Genomic DNA, 22,665 nt, shown 5'->3' on the forward strand with positions numbered 1-22,665 from the left:
ACACCTGATATGAGCGGCTGGGGCCGATCGGTGGCGTAATGCGCCCGGATCGGACGGACCGAGACACGGCCAAGCGTACAGATGCTGACACGGCGAGGCGTACGGCGGTGTCCGAACGTTCATCTACAGCGCTCGCAATCCCTCGATCACCTCGCGCAGAATCCGTTCGTCGGGCAGGTGCGCCGGGGGCACGGGACGGCTGATGGTCACACAGCCGAGTTCCAGCAGGTCCCCGAGCAGCACCCTCACCACGCCGACCGGAAGGTCGGCGTCCGCGGCGAGTTCGGCGACGGACTGCGTCTCCGGGCGGCACAGGTCGATCAGCGTCCGGTGCTCGGGGCCGAGCGCGGAGTCGTCGTCGAGCGCCGGTGCGGCGGGGTCGAGGGTGACGAGCGCGATCAGGTCGAACCGCACTCCTGTCGGCCCGGGCTGGGTGCGGCCACCCGTCATGGCGTACGGGCGGACCAGGGGCCCGGCCTCGCCGTCGTACCACTGGCTGCCCGGTTCCCGGGGCTCGCCGGTCGGGTTCTCGGTCATCGGTGCCGCCTTCCCGGCTCATCCGGCGGCGGGCGGCTGCGCCGCGACGCGCGGCGGTGTGTAGAGATGCTCGCCGACCCGTTTGACCAGGCGGGCCATCTCATAGGCGACCAGCCCGATGTCGGCCGTGACCGCGGTGAGCAGGGCGAGGCAGGAACCGTCGCCGGCCGCGGCCACGAAGAGGAACGCGTCGTCCATCTCGACCATGGTCTGGCGCACTCCCCCCGCCCCGAAGTGCCGTCCCGCGCCCTTGGCGAGGCTGTTGAAACCGGAGGCCACGGCGGCGAGGTGCTCGGCGTCCTCCCGCGCGAGGCCGGTCGAGGCGCCGACCGCCAGGCCGTCGTTGGACAGCACGACGGCGTGCCGCACCTCGCGCACGCGCATCACCAGGTCGTCGAGCAGCCAGTCCAGTTCACCGGACCGCTGGCCGGTCCTCGAGGTCGGGTCCTGGATCATGCCGGGTCTCCTTCGCTGCTGTGACTGCCCGTTTCCGGTTCCGGGGCGGCGCCGCGGCCGGGCGGCCTGCCACCGCCGCGCGCCCAGCCGTCCCGGTATGCCGCCATGCGGTCCCGTACGAGTTCGGGGGTGCGCCGGTCGTCGCCGCTGTGGGCGGACTGCGGGGCCGGCTCTTCGGGGCGCTGGTGGCGCAGTTGCGGCGCGAGGCTCGCCTGGCGCACACGGCGCGGGAGGTCGTCGGAGGGCTCGGAGTCGTCCGGCGAGCGGTGCAGCCTCAAGGCGGTGACGCCGGGAGGCGGGGGTTCGTGGACGGTGCCGTGGGAGCGGGCCGCCGCGCCGGTGGTGTCTGGGACCGGTGCCGGCCGGCTGCGGTGGGGGTCGGCCGCCGTCCCTGTGCTCTGGGGTCCCGGTGTCTGCGTGGTGCCGTGCGGGCCGGGTGCGGTGGCTGCCAGGGCGGGCCGGTCCGGCCACGCGGTGACGGCGGCCTCCTGGGACGAGGTCGCGCCGGGCACGCGCGCGTAGGCGCGTTCGTGGTCGGCGTGGGTCTGACCGTCCTGGCGGGTGGAACGTTCCGTCGCACCGCCGTGCAGCAGGGCCTTCGGCAGCAGGACCACGGCGGTGGTGCCTCCGTACGGGGAGGTCCGCAGGTGCACCTTGACGTCGTGCCGGGAGGCGAGCCTGCTGACCACGAAGAGTCCGAGACGGTCGCTGTCGAAGAGGTCCAGTGCCTCGGACTGTTCGATGCGCCGGTTGGCCTCGGTCAAGGTCTCGGCGCCCATGCCGAGTCCCCGGTCCTCGATCTCCAGGGCGTAGCCGTTGCCGACGGGTTCGCCGGTGACCCGCACGCGCGTGTGGGGCGGTGAGAACTGGGCCGCGTTCTCGACGAGTTCGGCGAGCAGATGGGTGAGGTCGGCGACCGCCGCGCCGATGACGTGGGCCTCGGGGAACTGACGCACCTCCACGCGCGCGTAGTCCTCGATCTCTGAGACGGCGGCGCGTACGACGTTGGTCAGGGACACCGGCATCCGCCAGGCCCGGCCGGGCGCGGCGCCGGACAGGATGATGAGGCTCTCGGCGTGGCGCCGCATCCGGGTGGTGAGGTGGTCGAGGCGGAAGAGGTCACTGAGTTCGTCGGGGTCGTCGGAGCGCCGCTCCATGCTGTCCAGGAGGCTGAGCTGGCGGTGGACCAGGACCTGGCTGCGACGGGCCAGGTTGACGAAGACTCCGGAGATGCCGCTGGCGAGTTCGGCGCGCTCCACGGCGGCGCGCAGCGCGGCGCGGTGCACGGTGGTCAGGGCTTCCGCGACCTGGCCGGTCTCGTCCTCGGCCGGTGGTCCGGCGGGCGCCTCGGCCTGGACGTCGATCTCCTCGCCCGCGCGCAGCTTCCGCATCGCTTCCGGGAGTTTGCGGCGGGCGATCTCCAGCGCGTCGTTGCGCAGGCTCACGAGTTCGACCACGAGAGCCCGTCCGATGCGCACGGAGATGACGAGGGAGGCGCCGACGGCGGCGAGCCCGAGGAGTACGGCGGCGCCGGCGGGGCTGAGCAGGCCGCGGGCGACCGGGTCGGCGCGGCCGGCGACGGCACGGCCCGCGGCTGCCGCGATGGTCCGCATGCCGTCCTGCACGCGCGCGTGGGCGGCGCTCCAGGCGGCTTGCGGTGCCGTGTCGGCGGGCTTGGCGCCCGGTCCGGCGGCGAGCAGTTTGTTCTCGGCGGCGCCCAAGGTGGTGTAGGAACCGCTGGCGGTCACATTCCGCCAGGCGGCGCGCTGGGCGGCGGGCAGGTCGGCGACGGCGGTCTCGGTCAGGGCCCGGCGCGTGGCGACGGCGGCGCCGAAGAGCCGTAGGCGCTCTCCCTTCAGGGTTCCGGCGGTCCGTGCGCTGCCCAGCAGGGTGTCCTCCTGGGCCAGTGCTTCGGCCGCGCGGGAGAATTCGAGCAGCACGCGCGCGTCGGAGGCGACGTCGGCCTGCTGGATGCCGGTGAGGGCACCGTCGACCGCGAAGGCCGCGCCGATGGTCTTCGTGTACTGCGTGTAGGCGTCCTCCCAGCCTTTCTTGTGGTCCCGTACGGCTGTTCTCAGTGTGCGGAGGTGCTCGGCGCCGTTGACGAAGGCATCGAGGCGCCTGGAGACGCCGGCGGGCAGTTCCTGGCTGTCGGCGACCGTGCTGTCCCGGCCGAGCCGCAGCTTGTCCACGGCTCGGTCGGTGCGGGCCGCGAGGTCTTCGAAATCGTCGCCGTTGCCGGCGCGCGCGTCCGTGGCGTAGCGGACGGCGGCGGTGCGCTCGGCTTGTAGCGCGGTGACGGCCGCGGCCACCGGGGTGCGCAGTTCGGCGTCGACCCGCTGGGACTGGCGCAGCCGGGCGACGTCCTGAGCGGTGCTGACCGTGGCGTACGCCCAGAGGGCGAGCAGGGAGACGACGGGCACCATCAGGAGGCTGACCACCTTGGCGCGCACGGTCCGGGGGCGCAGATGCCGTCGGCTCCCACGCGCGCGTGCCGTGTCGGACAGGGGGCCGAGGGTGCGGTGGCCCTCGTCGGCGGGCGGCCCGGCGTGTGCGCGGCGTCCGCGCGGACGGTGCGCCGGCGCGGCGGCGTTCTCGGGTGTACGGGGTGGGCGCATGGCCTCCTCGTTCGGGACGTGGTCGGTGCGCTCGGCCGGGCTCCCGCTAGCGGGCGACGCTTTCGACGGGCCGCTGGGCGGAGGCGGACGCCTCGCGCTCGTCGGCCGTGGGCGAGAGGGCGACGAAGGCCGAGGTGATGAACAGGTAGGACCCGAGGCCGACGGCGAGGGGGAAGATGAACTGCATCGCCGTGGCCCCGGGCAGGGCGTCGCCGGAGGGGTCCACGCGCACGCTCACGGCGAACATCCCGGTGTAGTGCATGCTGCTGACGGCCGCTCCCATGACGAGGGAGGCGACGGTGACCGCGAGGGGTGACTTGATGTTGAGTCCGGCCCACAGGGCCGCGGTCGCCGCGACCACGGCGATGAGCACCGACAGTCCGACGAGGACGGGGTCGTACCTGACGTCGCCGTGCAGCCGGACCGCCGCCATGCCCAGGTAGTGCATGCTGGCGACGCCCAGCCCGGTGGTGAGCCCGCCGACGAGGAGCGCGCGGTTGCGGTCGCGGCTGTAGCCGACGGCGAAGACGCCGGCGCAGACGACGACCATGGCGACGAGAAGGCTGAGGATGGTCAGCGGCACGTCGTAGCGGATGTCGCTGCCGCTGACGCGGAAGCCGAGCATGGCCACGAAGTGCATGGTCCAGATGCCCGTCCCGATCGAAGAGGCGGCGGTGACGAGCCAGTTGCGGCGCGCGCGGCCGGTGGCGGCGAGCGCGCGCATGGTGCAGCGCAGTCCGAGTGCGGCGCCTATGCAGGCCATCACGTATGACAGCGCGGGGGTCAGCCAGCCGAAGGCGGCGTGGTCCAGGTGTCCCATGGCCCCGGGACGCTAGCGGGGGCAGGGGCGCACAAAGGGGGCGCATTTCGAAAGGTGCCGGAATATGACGCACAGTTGTGCCGGAACGATCGCGTCCCGTTCGAACATGCGCACAGAGGCTTCCCTCGTGACGGTGAGGAATCATGCGGAACATGAACGACGACCACACACATGTCCAGGATTTCTTCACCGCCCGCGCCGCCGACTGGGACAGCCGGTTCCCGGACGACGGCCCGGCCTACGCAGCCGCCGTTGCCGACCTCGGGCTGCGGGAAGGGGACCGCGTGCTGGACGCGGGCTGCGGCACGGGGCGGGCCCTGCCGTCCCTGCGGGCCGCCGTGGGCCCGTCCGGGGTGGTGCTGGGCGCGGATCTGACCCCGGCGATGCTCCAAGCCGCCGTACGGGCGGGCAGGCACCGCGACGGGCGGCTGCTGCTCGCCGACGTCGCCGCGCTGCCGCTGCGCTCGGGTTCCCTGGACGCCGTGTTCGCGGCCGGCCTGATCGCCCACCTGCCGCGTCCGGTGGACAACCTGCGGGAACTGGCCCGTGGGGTACGGCCGGGCGGCGCGCTCGCGCTCTTCCATCCCATCGGCCGCGCGGCGCTGGCGGCACGCCAGGGCCGCCAGGTCACCCCCGACGACCTGCGGGCCGAGACCAACCTCCGGCCGCTCCTCGCGCGGTCGGGCTGGCGGATGACGTCGTACACCGACGAGGACGCCCGCTTCCTCGCGCTCGCCGTGCGCGAGGGCTGACGGCCGGGGCGGGTCAGCCTGTCCCGGCGACGGCTGCCACGAAGGCCTTGGGATTGTCGAACATGACGTTGTGCCCGGCGCCAGGCACCGTCACCACGCGCACCCCGGCGGCTTCCAGGCCCTCCCGGCCCGCGAGTTCGCCGCTGTGCTCGCCCTGGAGGAAGACGCGGTCGACGGGCAGCCCCTCCAGGAGCGTCCGCATCACCGGGTCCGAACCCTCGCACAGGCCGACGGCACTGCGGTGCAGCGCGCGCGGGTCGGCCAGCCGCATGGTCGCCGCCCACAGCGGGCCGACCGCCTCAAGCACGCGCGCGTGCCCCCGCTCGGCGAACTCGTCCTCCCCGTAGGCGGCGATTCCGCTGCTGCCCGCGGTCGGCGGCGGGAAGGCGTCCAGGTTGGCCTCCGTCAGAACCAGCCGGGAGACGAGGTCGGGCCTCCGGTGGGCGAGGACGATGGCCACGGCACCGCCCATGCTGTGGCCGATCAGTTCGGCGCCGGCGGTCCCGGCCGCGTCCAGGGCGACGGCCACCGCGTCGGCGTGGTCCTCCAGCGTGTATCCGAAGTCCTGGGGACGGTCGCTCGTGCCGTGTCCGGGCAGGTCCACGAACAGGCTGCGGCGGCGCGCGAGTTCGGGCCGGGCCGCGAGGTGCGCGTGGTACACCGCGGACATCGCTCCGAGTCCGTGCAGATACACCCGGGCGGGCTCCGCCCCGGGCACCTCGGTCCACCGGATCCGGCTTCCCCTGCGGTCGAACGTGGCCTGCTGCACCGTTCCCCTCCCTGCGTTCCGCGACGCCAGGACAATACCTCGGCTACGAGGTATTCCGCCAAGGCGGTATTGGCTCGACGATGTATCCCTGCGGAAGAATGACGATGTATCCCTGCGAAAGAATGCGGCCATGCTCGAACTCGCCATCCTCGGATTCCTGTACGGCGCCCCGCTGCACGGTTACGTCCTGCGCCGCCACATCGCGGCGCTCACCGGCCATGTGCGCCCCGTCGCCGAGAGCACGCTGTACCCGGCGATCAAGCGCCTGGAGAAGGCCGGTCTGCTGGTGCGGGCCACCGAGCCCGGCGCCGTGGCCGCGCCGCGCCATGTGCTGAGGCTGACCGAGGAAGGCGGGCGCGAGCTGAAGCGCCGACTCGCCGAGCCGGCCCAGCGCGAGATCACCGACGAGAACCACTGGTTCACGCTGCTCGCGTTCCTGCGGCACCTGGAGGACCCCGCCGCACAGGCGGCCGTGCTGCGGCGCCGGCTGGCCTTCCTGGAGGAGCCGGCGAGCTTCTTCTACGACGGCGACCGGCCGCTGCGCGCCGAGGAACTGGACGACCCGTTCCGGCGCGGCGTTCTCACCATCGCGCGCGCCACGAGCCGGGCCGAGCTGGCCTGGCTGCGTGACACACTGGCGTCACTCGGCGCGGCCGGCCGCTGAGCTGTCGTGGTGCCGCACCGGGCAACCACGCAGGCCGGGGACCGGGCGCGTGCCCAGGTCGGCCACGCGATAGCCGTTCGGGTAGCCCTTGACTTCCCAGTTCTGGCGCGCGAAGTGCGGGCTGCGGCGCGGCGGCAGCAGCCGGACCAGCCGACCGCGCGTCCGTACGGCGCGGCGCACCAGCGTGGAGGTGGCCGCGCCGGGTCGCGGGTAGCGGAACGCGCGCAGCAGCGGCTCGTCGAGCAGGGCGAGCGTGGCCGTGCGCAGCAGTGGGGCCAGGGGACGCGGGTACCAGGACGCCATCAGGCCCAGGGTGGCGTCGGAGACCCGGCGAGCCTCCTCGTCCCAGGCGAAGTGGGCCTCTTCGTAGGAGTCGAGAAGGGTTTCGAATTCCTCGTAGGTCCGGGGGATGTCCGGGATGCCCATGTGCCGGCCGAGGGTGCGGTAGTACTCGGTGGTGGCGACGATCTCGTGCCGCGACAGCCGCCGCCAGCCGTAGGCGTCGATCCAGCGCCGGGGCATCACCACGAACGTGCTCAGCACGTACCGCATGTCGTCGTCGCTGATGTCGTAGCTGCGGTGCATCTGGTTGATGCGGCGGATCGCGGTGCGCCCCTCCTCCGCCGCGAAGCCGTGTTCCACGATGGTGTCGAGGAGCAGCACGGTGTCGTCGTACCGCTTCTGCGTGCGCTCGGTCAGCTCCGCCGTCCGCGCGAGCAGCCGCCCGATGCTGGGCACCGCGTAGGTGCGGTACAGAGCGAGTTCGAGGGCGCGGGTGTAGTCCCAGGGGAACTCGTACGCGACGCTGATCCGGTAGATCTCCAGTGCGTCCGCCACCGGGTCCAGCCGACGGATCTCCGCGAGCCGCTCGAACCGCTTCATCGCGTCGTCCCCCTTCTGCCGCCGAATCTCCAACTCTACGTTGTGGAGCAGCAGATGGGCGATCAGTACTGACCCCGTTCAGGGAAGGGTGGTCCGCGTGTTCGACAGGATCCGCAGGTACGCCGGCCGGCTCGGCACCGCGCAGGCGCGGCCGGAGGGTGCCCGGGAGAGGCGCGCACACAACTTGTTCGAAGCGGCGGCCGTCTATGTGGCGGCCCGCGCGGAGGACGACCAGGACCGGATCGAGGAAGCGGCGGCCTGGGTGTCGCCGGAGGCCTTGTCCTTCGGGGTGAGCGAGCTGGCCTGCCGGGCGGTCGTCGCGCTGGCCCGGGAGCGCGACGAGTCGCCCGCCGCGGTGGCCCGCGACCTCCTCGGGCTGCCCGCGGCCTGAACGGAACCGCCTTCTCCACATGTGGCCGTTTCGCCCCTGTCCAGGCGGAAACCGCAGCTCCGCGTGGTGCGCGGAACCGTGACAAGCGGCTTCCGCTCGCACTAGGGTGCGCGCCGATGGACGAACCACTGGGGAGGCAGGGATGGCTGGGACGGACGATGAGCCCGTCGCCGCCGCGGACGATGCGCTGTACGTGCTGACGGCGGTGTTGCTGACGCCGGCACAGTTTCCGAGCGTGCTGGGCGACGACTACCCGGAGGCGTGTGCGGCGCTGGACTTGGCGCCGCGCGCCGACGGGTACGGCCTGGTGCTGGGCCAGGACGGGGACGGCGCTCGCTGGACGGTCGTCATCGACGACGTCTCGCTGGTCGCGGTGGCGATCGCCTCCTGGGACTGCGGTATGGAGTACGAGCTGTCGCCGGACGAGCGCGCGGTCGTGACCGCCCTGCCGGGATGGCCCCTGGCCGTCGCCGTCGCGGCGCCCGGCGTGCCCGCTCCCCACGACCCGTCCGCCGAGGAGGCGGGGCGGCCGGCGCTGAGCCCGCCGGACACCGGTTCGTGGGGGCCCGCCCAGCGGCGGCTGGGTGCCGACGAGATAGCGTTGCAGTGGGCCGCCTGGCGGGAGCAGATCAACGACGCCGACTTCCCCGTGCCCGGCGAGCAGGCGCAGGCTGCGGAGTCCGCACCTGAGGGCGAGGCGGGTGCCCCGGCCGGCGGCCACGCCGGTGTCCGCCGGGTGCTCGCGGAAGCGCGCGCCTACGTCGAGTCCCCGCCGCCGCTCGGCCGGGTGCGCTCGTCGTTCGCCCCGGGCGAGGCCCGTACGCTGCGCGCCGACGGCCCGGGCTGGTCGATCGTGGCCCGCACCGACGACATCGCGTTCGTCCTGCTCGACGAGGAGCCCGGCGAGGTACTGCCGGTGGGCCGGGGCCCCGAGCTGCCCGGTCTGCTGGAGGCGCTCGACAAGATGGCCGTACGGCCCCTGTGAGCCGGGGCGGCCGGACGACACCTCCCGCGCTCCCCCGGCAGCCGCGTCGCGCGGGGCGACGCGGCTCCCGACGGCTCGGCCGGCCCGTCCAGGCGGCTCGGCGAGTGACGCCTCGCCGTGCGCCGGTGCCTCAGCGGCCGATCTCCTTGCGGGCGACCCTGCGCAGCCTGCGCCGCTGTGAGGGGTCCAGGGCGAGGTACGCGGCCGCCGGAACTCCCACGACGATCAGGAACGCCACCCACCAGGGCAGCCATATCAGCAGGATCAGCCCGACCGCCACGCCCCCTGCGGCGATCTTCGCGTTCATGGACATGAGCGTCGCCTCCTTCGCGGCCACTGCCGCTCTCTGATCTGAGAACGGCCCCCCGCTCTCCGCGGTTCCACACCCCGACCCTGAGACATCCCTGAGCCGCGTCCCCTAATGGCTCCCTGACCGGTTCCCCCGGCGCGGACCCGGCGGTACCTCCCCGCGTCACGCCCGCCGAATCGGCGCCTCATAGCACTCGACGTCCCAGCGCGCCTGATGCGGCGGCCTTCCCCGCGGCAGGGTGCGGGTGCCGGCCGCGACCGTCACATGCCGCTCCGCCGACAGGCAGAGGACGGCGAAGACCTTCTGGTGCGTGAGTTCGAGGGTCTCCTCGTAGTACCAGTCGGCGACGAGCCCGTGATCGTCCGAGAGGAAGGGGCGCTGGACGAACTCCTGCACCTCGGCGGGAAAGTTCCCGAGAACGCCGACGGCTGCGGGGCTCAGGTTCAGCGGGCGAACGGCTGCCGACGAGGGCTGCGGCGCACGGGCGGCCGGAACCCGGCCCGAGGCGCCGGCGGCCGTCGGGGGCTTCTTCCCCGGACCGGTCACGGCGAACGACTGCCGCCGCACCGATCCCGGCTCCACTCTCAGCCGCTCGCCCTGGAAGACCGGTCGGCCGTCGCGGACCACGCAGCCGACCTGACACAGGCCGCGCGGGCCGAACACGAACGCCGTGGGGCGGCCCTCGTGGTCCAGCCGCGCCCACCACTCCCAGACGCCACCGGCCTTGTGCGCCAGCTTCTTCCGTACGCTCGGCTCCAGCAGGTCCCAGCACTGCTGCCGGCTCGGAACCGAGGCGTCGACCTCGAAGCCGCCGGGCCGATGGATCTGCGGGACGGCCCTGGCGGGTTCCCCGCGCGCCCGTTCGGCGCGGCGCAACAGGGCCGCGTGCTCCTCACGCAGGGCCGGCGGCATGCGATCTCTTCCGCCGGGCCTCGGCTTCCCTCCTCGCTCCGGGATCTCCGGAGGCCCCGCGTCCGTCAGGCTCTCCCCCACGCTCTCCCCCTCGCTCGACCACAGCACTCGACAGCGGTAGCGGACATTGTCCCCGTCTCGCGCGCGCTTGCCGCCCGTACAGGTGCCGAACGCGAGACCCTTCGAACAGATCGTGAAGTGATCCATGTCATGGCATCGGCATGACGGGTACGCCCTCGGCGTCCTGTACCCTCGGCGACTCCGACAGAGTAGTCAAATTTGAGGAGTTCGGCAGAGCTGTGCAGACCATCCCCACGGCACCAACCTCCGACCTGTCCGAACTGACCCAATGCCGCGTCGTGTTCCTGCCGTCCGATCCCCCGCGCGCCGGCCGCATCGGCTTCTGGCGACCGGACGGTGAGGTTCCGCCCGCACACGCGGAGGGCTCCTTGACGGATCTGGACCTCGTGCTGCCCTCAGCCGACGGCGGCGTCGAACGTGTCCCGCTGCCCGTCCTGCTGCTCCCCGTGCGCAACGCCCTTCCGGTGCTGGCACGCGCGCGTGCGCTGCCGCTGGGACCCCGGTCCGCGGCCTTCTGGCGGACCGCCTACGAACTCGCCCTGGGCTTCCTCGCACGCGGTCTGCTCCTGCCGGGCCTGTCCGCCGGCGATCACGACGCCTGGCGCGTGGGACCGCTGTCCGCGCACGATGCGGAACTGGTCCGCGAACTCGCCGCCGCCATGCCTCCGGAGGCGCATGCCGTGCCGCTCACGACGGACGGACCACCGCTGTTGCCCGACCCGGAGCGGCTGCTGCGCGCCTTCCTCGACGCGGTCGCCGACGTACTGCCACGCTCCCCCGCCGCCCCCCTGGTGACCGGCGGCCCCGCGTACGCGGCGCCCGAGCCGCAGCATCTGCCCGCGCTGCGGGCGTGGGCCGACGACATCGCCGCCGGCCATGACGCGGGGGTGCGGCTGTCGCTGCGCGTGGAGGCGGCCGGTCTCGACGACACCGTGGCCCAGGACGGCGCTCCGGTCCGCTTCCGTGCGGTCCTCCAGGTGCATGGTCAGAGCGGACCGGCGGACGTCATGGATGCCGCCGGACTGTGGACCGGTGCGGACACCGGGCGGACGGCGTTCGCCGCACGCGCGCGTGCGGACGCGTTGCTGGCGCTGCGGCGCGCGGCCGGGGCCTGGCCGCCGCTGGCGCCGCTGCTCTCCGCCGCCGTGCCCGACGCCGTGGACCTCGCCGACGACGAGATCGCCGAACTGCTGGGCGAGGGCGCGCGGGCGCTGGCCGCCGTCGGGGTCGACGTGCACTGGCCCCAGCACCTGGCACGCGGCCTCACCGCGCACGCGGCCATCGGCCCGCCGGACGACGGCACCGCATCGTCCGGAGCCGGCACCGTTCCGTCGTTCCTGTCCGCGGACGAGAGGGTCACGTTCAGCTGGTGGTTCGACCTGGGCGGGCGGGAGTTGTCCCGGGAGGAGCTGGACCGGCTGGCGGAGGCCAAGCGTCCGCTGGTGCGGCTGCGCGACGGGTGGGTCCTGGTCGATCCACGGGAGGCGGAGCGCGCCCGGACCGAGCGGGATCGTTCCGTCGCTCCGGTCGAGGCGCTGGCGGCGGCTCTGACGGGCTCCACGGAGGTCGACGGCCGACGCGTCGACGTGCGGCCGACGGGGTGGCTGGAGGGACTGCGGGAGCGGCTGACGGCCCAGGATCCGGCCTTCACCGTCGAGCAGCCGGCGGGCCTGGCCGCGACGCTGCGGGACTACCAACTGCGCGGCCTGGACTGGCTTGCCCGCACGACATCACTCGGTCTGGGCTGCTGCCTGGCCGACGACATGGGACTCGGCAAGACGATCACGCTGATCGCGCTGCATCTGCACCGGCGGACGGATCCGGCGGCGGCGGGTCCCACGCTCGTGGTGTGCCCGGCCTCGCTGCTGGGCAACTGGCAGCGCGAGATCGAGCGGTTCGCTCCCGGGGTGCCGGTGCGCCGGTTCCACGGGTCCGGGCGTGATCTGGAGTCTTTGGCGGACGGCGAGTTCGTCCTGACCACGTACGGCACGCTGCGTCTGGACGCGGTCCGGCTCTCCGGCGTGTCCTGGGGGATGATCGTGGCCGACGAGGCGCAGCATGTGAAGAACCCGTACTCCACGACCGCGCGGGCGTTGCGCACGGTCGGCGCACGCGCGCGTGCGCGTGTGGCACTCACCGGCACTCCCGTGGAGAACAACCTCACCGAACTGTGGGCGATCCTCGACTGGACGACACCCGGTCTGCTCGGCGGTCTCGGCACCTTCCGCGCGCGATACGCACAGCCCGTCGAGGGCGGCCGGGACCCCGCCGCCGCACGACGGCTCGGCAGACTCGTCGGACCGTTCCTGCTGCGGCGGCGCAAATCCGATCCGGGCATCGCCCCCGAGCTTCCGCCGAAGACCGAGACGGACCACCCGGTGGCACTCACGGCCGAACAGGCGGGACTGTACGAGGCGTTGGTCCGCGAGACCCTGGACCGCATCGCGACCGCCGACGACATGACCCGCCGAGGCCTGATCATGCGGCTGCTGACCGGCCTGAAGCAGATCTGCAATCATCCGGCGCAGTTCCTCAAGGAGGACGAGCCGCGGCTAGCGGGACGCTCGGGGAAGCTGGAACTGCTGGACGAACTGCTCGGCACCATCCTCGCGGCGGACTCCGGCGTGCTCGTGTTCACACAGTACGTGCGCATGGCCCGGCTGCTCGAACGGCACCTGACGGCCCGCGGGGTGCCCTCACTGCTCCTGCACGGCGGAACGCCGGTCGCCGCGCGTGAGGATCTGGTACGCCGCTTCCAGGCGGGCGAGGCCCCGGTGTTCCTGCTGTCGCTCAAGGCCGCCGGAACGGGACTGAACCTCACCCAGGCCGAGCATGTCGTGCACTACGACCGCTGGTGGAATCCGGCGGTGGAGGCGCAGGCCACCGACCGCGCGTACCGCATCGGGCAGACCCGCCCGGTGCAGGTGCACCGGCTGATCGCCGAGGGGACCCTGGAGGACCGCATCGCGGAGATGCTGGGCCGCAAGCGGGAGCTGGCCGACGCCGTGCTCGGTTCCGGCGAGGCGGCTCTGACGGAACTGTCGGACGGGGAACTGGCCGCACTGGTCGAACTGCGCGGGGAGGCGCGATGAGCCGCTATGACGACGAGCACGGCCGCGACGCGGGACGCACGTTCGCCGCACTGCCGCCCGCGCGCGGGCGCGCCTTCGCCCAGAGCTGGTGGGGGCGCGCCTGGCTGCGGTCCCTGGAGGACGCTGCGCTGGAAGCCGCGGCGGTCAAGGCCGGGCGCCGGCTCGCGCGCGCGGGCGGTGTGGGCGCGGTGACCGTACGGCCGGGCCGGGTGACCGCCGTCGTACGCGACCCCGGAGGTGCGGCCCACCGGGCCGACGTCCTGCTGCCGCGGTTGTCCGACGAGGAGTGGGCACGGTTCCAGGATCTCGCCGTGGAGCAGGCCGGCCACATGGCCGCGCTGCTCGACCGGGAGCTGCCGCCCCATCTGATCGAGGACGCCGCGGTGGCGGGAATCGAACTCCTGCCGGGCCTGGGCGATCTGGATCCCGAGTGCGACTGCGGTGCCTGGGACCACTGCGGGCACACCGCCGCTCTGTGTCACCAGGTGGCGCGGCTGCTGGACGAGGATCCGTTTCTGCTCCTGCTGATGCGCGGGCGGCACAAGGACGCGTTCTTGGCGGAGCTGCATGTCCGCAGCACCACGGAACCGTCCGTGGCGCCGCCCTCGGTCGCGGGGGTGGACGCGGCCGAGGCATGGGCGGCCGCCGAGATCGTGCCGCCGCTGCCCGAGCTGCCCGGCCTGCCGTCGGCACCCGGCGCGCCACCGTCCTTCGCCGCCGGCTCGGCAGCCGCACCGGGGGTGGATCCGGCGGCGCTGGAACACCTGGCCGGCCGTACGGCCGTGGAGGCGTACCGACTGCTGGCCGCGGCACTGAACGGTGATACGCGGGCCGACGCGGACCTGACGGCCGCTCAGGACGCCGTACGCCTGGCCTGTGGGCCGGCCCCGTCCGCCGTCGCCGAGCGGCTCGCCACGGGGTCGGGGCGTGGCCGCGACGGGCTCATGACAGCCGTCCGCGCCTGGCGGGCCGGCGGTGCGGCGGCGCTGACGGTGCTCGGCGAGGAACGGGAGGTGGAGGGCGTGGCGCTCGCACGCGCGCGTGCGGCCCTGGAAGCGGCTTGGGAGGCGGACGAGCGGCCGGTGTTCCACAGGAGCGGCAACCGGTGGACCGTCCAGGAGGAAGGCGTTCAGCTGCGGCTCGGGCGCGAGGGCCACTGGTGGCCGTATCGCGACGAGGGCGGCCGTTGGGTTCCGGCGGGCGGGGCGGACCCCGATCCCGCGACCGCGCTGGCCTCCGCGCGGCTGAGCGCGGACGCTCCTGCGCCGGAGGGTGTCTGACAGACAGTCATCGCGATGTCGGCTACGGGCAGTCACCGCGAGATCGGCGCGATCCGATGAGCGGTGGACGCCGGCCGTTCACCGCGCGGTGGTGCGGCGTTCCTCCGGGGGCCCAATGGTGGCCGCAGTCAACGACCTTGCTCCTGGAGGCCCGATGTTCCCGCATGCCGCCGGCCGGCGCCGCGTCCACCGTTCCGTCGCCACGACTCTGCCCGTGGCCCTGGCCGCCGCCCTGCTGGCGGCGGGGACGGCCACCGCGGCGCCGCCCGGGGAGGCCCGCGTCATCCGCACGGCGGCCCTCGGCGAGATCCCGCTCGGCGCGTTCAGCAACGCGCTGCTGCCCGGCAGCGTGGCCGACGACCACGGGATCAAGCTGGGCGGCATCGGCAGCGACATCTACCCGGCGGGCCGCAAGGGTGAGTACTGGACGGTGACCGACCGGGGCCCCAACGGTCAGATCAAGGTGGACGGCAAGAAGCGCCGCACCTTCCCGGTGCCGGGATTCGATCCCGCGATCGTGAAGATCCGGGTCTCCGGGGACACGATCAAGGTCATCGACGCGATACCGCTGACCACCTCCTCCGGGAAGGCCGTCACCGGACTGCCCGACCAGAGGAGCCGGGACGAGGCGCCGTACACCTACGACGCACAGACGCCGCTGTCCTACGACCCGAACGGCCTGGACACCGAGGGCATCGTACGGGCCGGGGACGGCAGTTTCTGGCTCGTGGACGAGTACGGGCCGTCCCTCGTGCACGTCTCTGCGCGCGGGAAGGTCCTCGCGCGCTATGTGCCCAAGGGGCTCGCTCTGACCGGTGCGGACTACCCGGTGGTGGAGGCGCTGCCGTCGATCCTGCTGCACCGCAAGATCAACCGGGGCTTCGAGGGGCTGGCGCAGCTTCCCGGCGGGGACCTGGTGATGGCCCTCCAGAGCCCGCTGTCGCTGCCGGACGCGGACGCCGGGGACGCCTCGCGCACCACCCGCCTGCTGCGCTTCTCGCCGCGCGCCAAGGCCGTCACGGCCGAGTACGCCTACCGCTTCGACCCGGTGAACGTGGTGGACCCGAGCGAGGACGACACCTCCGAGCTGAAGATCTCGTCGGTGGTCGCGGTGGGCGGTGACCGGCTGTTGGTCGAGGAGCGCACGGACAAGGCCGCCCGGCTTCAGCTGGTCAGCCTCGGACGCCGGTCGAACATCCTCGGCGGCCCCTGGGACGACGACACCACGGCTCCGTCGCTGGAGCAGCTCGACGACCCCGCGGCGCAGGGCGTGCCGGTGCTGGCCAAGCGCCTGGTGTTCGACCTGGGCAAGGTCGCAGGGGTGCCCGGGAAGATCGAGGGCATCGCGCGCGTGGATCACGACACGCTGGCGCTCATCAACGACGACGACTTCGGGATGACCGACGGGACGGGCGCGTTCGACGCCCAGGGCCGCCTGGTCGACAGCGGTATCAAGACGACCGTGACGTACGTCCGGCTGCCCAAGGGTCGGTGACACGGGCCTCGCGGCCGGGAGGGCCGGGGTGAGCCGCTGCCGCTCGCCCCGGCCCTCCTCCGTTCAGCCCCGCGCGCCCAGCAGGTGGTCCATCGCCAACTGGTCGAGGCGTTCGAACGCCATGCCGCGCGCGGCGACCGCCTCCACGTCGAAGTCCTCGAAGGCCGCGCGGTCGGCGAGCAGGGCCTGCACGCCGTCGGCCGCGGTCGGCTGGGCCAGCTGGTCCAGCCGGGACGCGCGCAGCGCCTCCTGTACCTCCGGGTCGGCGCGGAAGGCGGCGGCACGCTCCTTCAGGATGAGGTAGTTGCGCATGCAGCCCGCCGCCGACGCCCACACGCCGTCGAGATCCTCGGTCCGCGGCGGCTTGAAGTCGAAGTGACGGGGCCCCTCGTAACCGGCGCTCTCCAGGAGATCGACCAGCCAGAAGGCGGACCGCAGGTCACCCGCGCCGAACCGCAGGTCCTGGTCGTACTTGATGCCGGACTGGCCGTTGAGGTCGATGTGGAAGAGCTTCCCGGCCCACAGGGCCTGCGCGATGCCGTGCGGGAAGTTCAGGCCGGCCATCTGCTCGTGGCCGACCTCGGGATTGACGCCGTACAGCTCGGGCCGCTCCAGGCGCTCGATGAAGGCCAGCGCGTGCCCGACGGTGGGCAGCAGGATGTCGCCGCGGGGCTCGTTCGGCTTGGGCTCGATGGCGAAGCGGAGGTCGTAGCCCTGCGAGGTGACGTACTCGCCGAGGAGGTCGAAGGCCTCCTTCATGCGGTCCAGGGCGGCACGTACGTCCTTGGCGGCGCCGGACTCGGCGCCCTCACGGCCGCCCCAGGCGACGTACGTCTTCGCGCCCAGCTCGACCGCCAGGTCGATGTTGCGGATCGTCTTGCGGAGGGCGTAGCGGCGCACGTCGCGGTCGTTGGCGGTGAACGCGCCGTCCTTGAAGACGGGGTGCGTGAAGAGGTTCGTGGTGGCCATCGGCACGGTCATGCCGGTGGCGTCCAGGGCCTGGCGGAACCGCTTGATGTGCGACTCGCGCTCGGTGTCCGAGGAGCCGAAGGGGATCAGGTCGTCGTCGTGGAAGGTCACTCCGTGGGCGCCGAGTTCCGCGAGGCGCTGCACCGTCTCGACCGGGTCGAGGGCGCGGCGGGTGGCGTCGCCGAACGGGTCCCTTCCCTGCCAGCCGACGGTCCAGAGTCCGAACGTGAACCTGTCCTCGGGGGTGGGCTGGTAGCTCATGCCGCGGCTCCTTGCTGCGTTGCGACTATTTCGTCATGCCGGTTTACAAATTAGTATGCCGACGCACCGCTGGGAAGAGACAAGATGTCTTCGACAGCAAGGTGTCTTCGAAAACAGCCCACCGCACATCCCGCGGAGCCGCGGAAGAGGGAGAGCCCGATGTCAGCAGCCGAGGGTCCGCTCGTCGTCGGAGTGGACACGTCCACCCAGTCCACGAAGGCACTGGTCGTCGACGCGGCCACGGGTCAGGTGGTGGCGAGCGGCCAGGCACCGCACACGGTGTCGTCCGGCGCCGGCCGGGAGAGCGATCCGCGCCAGTGGTGGGACGCGCTGTGCGAGGCGCTGCGCCAGTGCGGTGACGCGGCGCACGAGGCGGCGGCGGTGTCGATCGGCGGCCAGCAGCACGGCCTGGTCACCCTCGACGAGCACGGCGAGCCGGTGCGTCCGGCGCTGCTGTGGAACGACGTCCGCTCGGCACCGCAAGCCGGCCGTCTGGTGGAGGAGCTGGGCGGACCGAAGGCCTGGGCGGAGCGCACCGGCAGCGTGCCCGGGGCGTCCTTCACGGTCACCAAGTGGGCGTGGCTCGCCGAACACGAGCCGGAGGCGGTCCGCGCGACCCGGGCGGTACGGCTCCCCCACGACTACCTCACCGAGCGCCTGACCGGGCAGGGCACCACCGACCGCGGCGACGCCTCCGGCACGGGCTGGTGGGCGTCCGGGACGGAGGCGTACGACGAGGAGACCCTCGCGCACGTCGGCCTGGACCCGGCGCTGCTGCCCCGGGTGGTACGGCCCGGCGAGGTGGCCGGCACCGTGCGCGACAGCCATGATCTGCCGTTCTCGAAGGGCACGCTGGTGGCCCCGGGCACCGGCGACAACGCGGCGGCGGCCCTGGGCCTCGGCCTGCGGCCCGGCACCCCGGTGCTGAGCCTCGGCACGTCCGGCACGGTCTACGCCGTCTCCCGGCGCCGCCCCACCGATCCGACCGGCACGGTGGCGGGCTTCGCCGACGCGCGCGGGGACTGGCTGCCCCTGGCCTGCACCCTGAACTGCACCCTCGCGGTGGACCGCGTGGCGGCCCTGCTGAATCTGGACCGCGAGGCGGTGGAATCCGGCGGCTCCGTGACCCTGCTGCCGTACCTGGACGGCGAGCGCACCCCGAACTTGCCGCACGCCTCCGGACTGCTGCACGGTCTGCGGCACGACACCACCGCGGGTCAGCTGCTACAGGCCGCGTACGACGGCGCGGTGCACGCGCTGCTCGGGGCCCTCGACCTGGTCCTCGAGGAGGACGCGGACCGTGACACCCCGCTGCTCCTGATCGGCGGCGGCGCCCGTGGGACGGCCTGGCAGCAGACCGTGCGCCGGCTCTCGGGACGGCCGGTCCAGGTCCCGGAGGCCAGGGAACTGGTCGCCCTGGGCGCGGCGGCGCAGGCGGCCGGACTGCTGACCGGCGAGGATCCCGCGGCGGTCGCTCGCCGCTGGAACACGGCAGCGGGCCCGGTCCTGGAGCCCGTGGAGCGGGACCGGGCGACGCTGGACCGGATCACCGGGGTACTCTCCGACGCGGCCCCGCTGCTGGAGCGGGGGACGGACACCCAGTGACGGAGCCGCCCGCGACCAGCCGGACGGCAGACACCGAGGATTGACGGAGGCATGACCGCACCGCTGCACGAGGCGCGCCCACCGGGCGCCGGGCGCGCCCTGCCGGACACCCAGCAGGGCATGCGCCGGCGCAACCTCGCCCGGGTGCTGCACGCCGTCAGCGCCGAGGGCTCGCTGTCCCGGGCGGCGGTCGCGTCCCGGATCGGGCTGACGCGGGCGGCGGTGTCGACCCTGGTGGACGAGCTGATCCGCTGGGGCCTGCTGGAGGAACTGGGCCCCGAGCGGCCGGGGCGGGTGGGCCGGCCCGGGTCGGCGCTCGCGGTGAGCGGTCGGGGGCCGGCCGGGATCGGGGCGGAGATCGGCGTCGACCACCTCGCGGTGTGCGCGGTCGACCTGCGCGGCGAGGTCCGCGCGCGGGCGGTCCGGCGCGGCGCCAACCGGGGCCGGGCGCCCGAACCGGTCATCGAGGAACTGACAGCGCTGATCCACCAGGTCGTCGCGGAGGCGGAACGCGCGGAACTCTGGCCCGCCGGGCTCGCGGTCGCCGTGCCCGGACTGGTGGCCAGGGACGGCCGGACGGTCGTACGGGCACCGAACCTCGACTGGCACGACTTCGACCTCGGTCCGCTGCTACCCGGCCACGGGCCGCTGACCGTGGGCAACGAGGCCAATTTCGGTGCCCTGGCCGAGCTGTGGCTCGGTGCCGGTACACCGGGCGACTTCCTGCACGTGTCGGCCGAGATCGGCATCGGCGCGGCGGTCGTCGTGGACGGCCGGCTGCTGCGCGGCACCCGGGGATTCGCGGGCGAACTGGGCCATGTGCCCGTACGGCCGGACGGTCCCCCCTGCGCGTGCGGCGGCCGGGGGTGCCTGGAGCAGTACGCGGGCGAGGAAGCGGTCCTGCGCGCGGCCGGGCTGGAGCCGCGGGAGGATCTGGTGGGCCTGCTCGCCGAGCGGGCCGAGGCGGGCGACGAGAGGGTACGGGCCGCGCTGCGGGACGCCGGTACGGCACTCGGCATCGCCCTGACCGGCGCGGTGAACCTCCTCGACCCCGAGACGGTGGTCCTCGGCGGGGCCCTGGCCGGCCTGTCCCCCTGGCTGTTGCCGTCACTGGACACCGAGCTGACGGGCCGTACGGCGGGTCCGGCCTGCCCGGTGACGGTCTCCCGGCTGGGTTCCGAGGGCCCACTGCTGGGCGCCGCGCACTCGGTCGTCCGAGCGGTACTGGACGATCCGGCGGTGGTGGCGGAACGATCCTGACGCGGCTCGCCGCACGCCGGGGGCCACGACTGCTGGAGGTCGGGTGACGGACTGGGTGCCACGCGAGGAATGGATCAAGTCCCAGCCACGGGCGCTGCTCGCCTCGTGTGTGCTGATGCTGGACCAGCGGGCGCGCATCCTGCTGCTGCGCTACGGTCCGGGCCGGCCCGACGCCGGGCACTGGTGGCTGCCCGGCGGGATGCTGGACCGCGGTGAGGATCCCCGGTCGGCGGCGCGCAGGGAGATGCGCGAGGAAACCGGTATCGACATCGGCCCGGCACCGACGCTGGTCGGTGTCGACCACCGGGCGGACGTCCTCGGGACCGGGCCGGTTCTCGACTGCTTCTTCCACGGCGGCACGCTGGCCGCCGACACCCCGGTGCGGCTGAGCGCGGAGCATGACCGACACGGGATGTTCTCGCTCGACGAACTGCACGGTCTGCCGCTCGCCGCCCGGCGGTCCACGCTGACGGCGCTGCACGCGGCGGTGCGCGGTGGGGGTGTGGTGTATCTGCGGGAGGGCGTGGCGCTGTGATCGGGAGGGGCGGCGGTCGCCCCTGATGACGCGGGTGGGCCGGGTGAGGTGGGCCGGTGGCCGATGGGCCAGGTGACCGATGGGCCGGGTGACCGATGGGCCGGATGGCTCTGGCTGCACGGCCGGTTGTGCCGGCAACGGGCGTCGAGCATCCGCACCTCCAGTCCCCAGATCCTCCAGCGCCGGCTGTGAGGCCCCGGCCGCCGACCCCCGCGCACGACCAGACGTCACCCGATCGAGTGGGCGAGTTATCCACAAGCCGCGACTCGTCCACGGAACCGTGGCACACCCTTCTGCCCAACCCGCCCGAGTCGTACCGTGATTCACGCGAGGCGCAGCCGACGGACCGTCATGAAGCGGCTGGCGCTTGCGAAATGAGGAACGCACAGGCGGCGGTGGCAGCGGACTGACACGTATCGGGGGGACACATGCACGGGGAGACGACGAGGACGCTCCGGCGCGATGCCGTCGGATTGCGCGAGGTCCTGTTCCAGAGCATCACGGCCATGGCGCCGGCCGCCGCGGTGGCCGCGTCGATCCCGGCCGGCGCCGCGTTCGCGGGCGGCAGCCTTCCGCTCGCGGTGCTCGTGGCCCTGGTGGCCTGTCTGTTCACCGCCTCCTGCGTGGCCGAGCTGGCACGCGAGCTGCCCGCGGCGGGCTCGGTGGCGACCTACGCGGCAAGGGGCCTCCACCCGGCCGTCGGCTTCCTCGTCGGCTGGGCCTACGTCTTCGTGGAGATGCTGGTGCCACCCCTGCTGCTCCTCCAGCTGGGCTTCACGGCGGCGGGCACGCTGCACGCGGAGTGGTCCGCGTATCCGGCGGACCTGTGGTGGCCGTGGGCGCTGGCGGGAGCCGGGGTGATCGCCGTCTCCGGCTGTCTCGGCGTGCGCGCCTCCGCCCGCTTCGGTACCGTCCTCGGCGTCTTCGAGATCCTCGTTCTCCTCGTGTTCGCCGTGCTGCTCATCGGCGAGGCGGGCAGCGCCAACACCCTGTCGGTGTTCGGTACGTCCCATACCGCCGACGGGTACGCGGGGACCGCCGGGGTGTTCGCCGGGTCCGTGTACACAGTGCTGGCCTTCGCCGGGTTCGAGGCGGCGGCGCCGCTCGCCGAGGAGACCCGCGACCCGCGGCGGACCATGCACCGCGCGGTCCTCGGAGCCGCCCTGGGCATCGGCTTGTTCTACGTACTCACGACGTACGCGATGACCGTCTACTTCGGCCCGGACCGCTTCGCGGAGTTCGGCGCCTCGGGCGAGGCGTCCTGGGAGGGCGTCGCGCGGGCCTCGTTCGGTCTCTTCTGGGTGCTGGTGTTCCTCGCGGTGGTCAACTCCACGATCGCCAACGCCAACGCGAGTGCGAACGTCTCGACCCGCACGGCTTTCGCCCTGGCCCGGATCCGCGTCCTGCCCGGCCTGCTCGCGACGCTCCATCCCCGGCACCGCTCCCCCGTGGCCGGCATCGCCCTTCAGACCGTCGTGGCGGTCGGAGCGGTGCTGGGGCTCGGCTTCGCCTACGACCCGGTGACCGCGTTCCTGCTGCTCGCCACGGTGATCGTCACGGTCGTCGTCGGCGTCTACATCGTCGTGAACCTCTCCTGCGCCGGCTATTTCCTGCGCTCCCGCCGGGCTTCCTTCAAGCCGGTACGGCACCTGCTGTTCCCGGTGCTGGGCATCGCCGCGTTCGTCCCCGCCCTGCTGACGGCCGCCGGCCTGCCGGTGTTCGACTTCGTGACGGAGCTGACGGCCCCGGTGTCCTACGCCGGTCCGGTCGTCGGCGCGTGGATGGCGGTGGGTGTGGTCGTCCTGCTGGTGCTCATACGACGGCATCCCGAGCGCATAGCCGAGACCGCGCGGGTGCACCTCGACGCGTACGACCCCGGCGCCGGCCGCCTGGACGGAACCGTGCCGAGCTGACCGCCCCTCACGTGGCACGACAGCCACGCCCGCCCGCATCCCCTCACCCTGGGGATCGTCTTCAGAAGGGAGTCACGC

Annotated in this window: 20 protein-coding genes; 11 read left to right on the plus strand and 9 right to left on the minus strand. The window is 73.3% G+C overall.

Annotated features, from left to right (window positions below; all coding sequences use genetic code 11):
* Positions 1-123: 123 nt before the first annotated feature.
* The 4 genes from ACZ4WH_RS14360 to ACZ4WH_RS14375 are packed head-to-tail and all read right to left on the minus strand — an operon-like array spanning position 124 to position 4,431.
* On the minus strand, positions 124-537 hold the full coding sequence (locus ACZ4WH_RS14360) for a DUF742 domain-containing protein (protein ID WP_468180126.1): 414 nt from the start codon (positions 535-537) through the stop codon (positions 124-126).
* A gap of 18 nt (positions 538-555) precedes the next feature.
* A complete protein-coding gene (locus ACZ4WH_RS14365; protein ID WP_468180128.1) occupies positions 556-993 on the minus strand; it encodes a roadblock/LC7 domain-containing protein in 438 nt (145 codons plus the stop codon).
* A complete protein-coding gene (locus tag ACZ4WH_RS14370) occupies positions 990-3,611 on the minus strand; it encodes a sensor histidine kinase (RefSeq protein WP_468180130.1) in 2,622 nt (873 codons plus the stop codon). Before ACZ4WH_RS14370 ends, ACZ4WH_RS14365 begins: the two co-directional genes overlap by 4 nt.
* Positions 3,612-3,657: 46 nt before the next feature.
* Positions 3,658-4,431: an MHYT domain-containing protein gene (locus ACZ4WH_RS14375; RefSeq protein ID WP_468180132.1), complete on the minus strand. Its 774-nt coding sequence runs from the start codon at positions 4,429-4,431 to the stop codon at positions 3,658-3,660.
* Between the two features lie 152 nt (positions 4,432-4,583).
* Here ACZ4WH_RS14375 and ACZ4WH_RS14380 point away from each other — a divergent pair, with 152 nt between their 5' ends.
* Positions 4,584-5,183 (plus strand): class I SAM-dependent methyltransferase, encoded by a 600-nt coding sequence (locus ACZ4WH_RS14380; RefSeq protein WP_468180134.1) that lies wholly within the window; start codon positions 4,584-4,586, stop codon positions 5,181-5,183.
* 13 nt (positions 5,184-5,196) lie between these two features.
* Here ACZ4WH_RS14380 and ACZ4WH_RS14385 read toward each other — a convergent pair whose 3' ends face one another.
* Complete coding sequence (locus ACZ4WH_RS14385; protein WP_468180135.1) at positions 5,197-5,952, minus strand: alpha/beta fold hydrolase; 756 nt, start codon at positions 5,950-5,952, stop codon at positions 5,197-5,199.
* Between the two features lie 130 nt (positions 5,953-6,082).
* Here ACZ4WH_RS14385 and ACZ4WH_RS14390 point away from each other — a divergent pair, with 130 nt between their 5' ends.
* On the plus strand, positions 6,083-6,616 hold the full coding sequence (locus tag ACZ4WH_RS14390) for a PadR family transcriptional regulator (protein ID WP_468180137.1): 534 nt from the start codon (positions 6,083-6,085) through the stop codon (positions 6,614-6,616).
* Here the strand turns inward: ACZ4WH_RS14390 and ACZ4WH_RS14395 are convergent.
* On the minus strand, positions 6,593-7,498 hold the full coding sequence (locus ACZ4WH_RS14395; protein WP_468180139.1) for an oxygenase MpaB family protein: 906 nt from the start codon (positions 7,496-7,498) through the stop codon (positions 6,593-6,595). The two genes, ACZ4WH_RS14390 and ACZ4WH_RS14395, sit on opposite strands and share 24 nt — an antisense overlap.
* Before the next feature lie 97 nt (positions 7,499-7,595).
* Here ACZ4WH_RS14395 and ACZ4WH_RS14400 point away from each other — a divergent pair, with 97 nt between their 5' ends.
* Together ACZ4WH_RS14400 and ACZ4WH_RS14405 are read left to right on the plus strand one after the other, a co-directional pair.
* Entirely contained in the window at positions 7,596-7,889 is a 294-nt protein-coding gene (locus ACZ4WH_RS14400; RefSeq protein WP_468180141.1) for a hypothetical protein, read from the plus strand.
* A gap of 142 nt (positions 7,890-8,031) precedes the next feature.
* A complete protein-coding gene (locus tag ACZ4WH_RS14405) occupies positions 8,032-8,874 on the plus strand; it encodes a hypothetical protein (RefSeq protein ID WP_468180143.1) in 843 nt (280 codons plus the stop codon).
* Positions 8,875-9,004: 130 nt separating this feature from the next.
* Here the strand turns inward: ACZ4WH_RS14405 and ACZ4WH_RS14410 are convergent, their stop codons facing one another.
* Positions 9,005-9,187, minus strand: a complete 183-nt coding sequence (locus tag ACZ4WH_RS14410; protein WP_467414587.1) for a hypothetical protein — start codon at positions 9,185-9,187, stop codon at positions 9,005-9,007.
* Positions 9,188-9,346: 159 nt separating this feature from the next.
* Positions 9,347-10,096, minus strand: a complete 750-nt coding sequence (locus ACZ4WH_RS14415) for a hypothetical protein (RefSeq protein ID WP_468180145.1) — start codon at positions 10,094-10,096, stop codon at positions 9,347-9,349.
* A gap of 968 nt (positions 10,097-11,064) precedes the next feature.
* Between ACZ4WH_RS14415 and ACZ4WH_RS14420 the strand changes: the two genes are divergently transcribed.
* From ACZ4WH_RS14420 to ACZ4WH_RS14430, 3 genes are all read left to right on the plus strand, one after another.
* Positions 11,065-13,269, plus strand: a complete 2,205-nt coding sequence (locus ACZ4WH_RS14420; protein ID WP_468180222.1) for a DEAD/DEAH box helicase — start codon at positions 11,065-11,067, stop codon at positions 13,267-13,269.
* A complete protein-coding gene (locus ACZ4WH_RS14425) occupies positions 13,266-14,549 on the plus strand; it encodes an SWIM zinc finger family protein (RefSeq protein WP_468180147.1) in 1,284 nt (427 codons plus the stop codon). Before ACZ4WH_RS14420 ends, ACZ4WH_RS14425 begins: the two co-directional genes overlap by 4 nt.
* Before the next feature lie 154 nt (positions 14,550-14,703).
* The gene (locus ACZ4WH_RS14430; RefSeq protein WP_468180149.1) at positions 14,704-16,044 is read left to right on the plus strand and encodes an esterase-like activity of phytase family protein; all 1,341 of its coding nucleotides are present in this window, start codon (positions 14,704-14,706) and stop codon (positions 16,042-16,044) included.
* A 63-nt stretch (positions 16,045-16,107) separates the two neighbouring features.
* Here the strand turns inward: ACZ4WH_RS14430 and xylA are convergent, their stop codons facing one another.
* Entirely contained in the window at positions 16,108-17,274 is a 1,167-nt protein-coding gene (xylA, locus tag ACZ4WH_RS14435; protein WP_468180151.1) for a xylose isomerase, read from the minus strand.
* Positions 17,275-17,433: 159 nt separating this feature from the next.
* On the opposite strand from xylA, the gene xylB reads away from it, so the two are divergent.
* The 4 genes from xylB (at position 17,434) to ACZ4WH_RS14455 (ending at position 22,587) form a co-directional block, all read left to right on the plus strand.
* Positions 17,434-18,879 (plus strand): xylulokinase, encoded by a 1,446-nt coding sequence (xylB, locus tag ACZ4WH_RS14440; RefSeq protein ID WP_468180153.1) that lies wholly within the window; start codon positions 17,434-17,436, stop codon positions 18,877-18,879.
* Positions 18,880-18,930: 51 nt separating this feature from the next.
* Positions 18,931-20,139, plus strand: a complete 1,209-nt coding sequence (locus ACZ4WH_RS14445) for an ROK family protein (RefSeq protein WP_468180155.1) — start codon at positions 18,931-18,933, stop codon at positions 20,137-20,139.
* A gap of 43 nt (positions 20,140-20,182) precedes the next feature.
* The gene (locus ACZ4WH_RS14450; protein ID WP_468180157.1) at positions 20,183-20,674 is read left to right on the plus strand and encodes an NUDIX hydrolase; all 492 of its coding nucleotides are present in this window, start codon (positions 20,183-20,185) and stop codon (positions 20,672-20,674) included.
* Between the two features lie 428 nt (positions 20,675-21,102).
* A complete protein-coding gene (locus ACZ4WH_RS14455) occupies positions 21,103-22,587 on the plus strand; it encodes an APC family permease (protein ID WP_468180159.1) in 1,485 nt (494 codons plus the stop codon).
* Positions 22,588-22,665 lie beyond the last annotated feature (78 nt).

The organism is Streptomyces sp. NPDC029138, assembly GCF_055564375.1.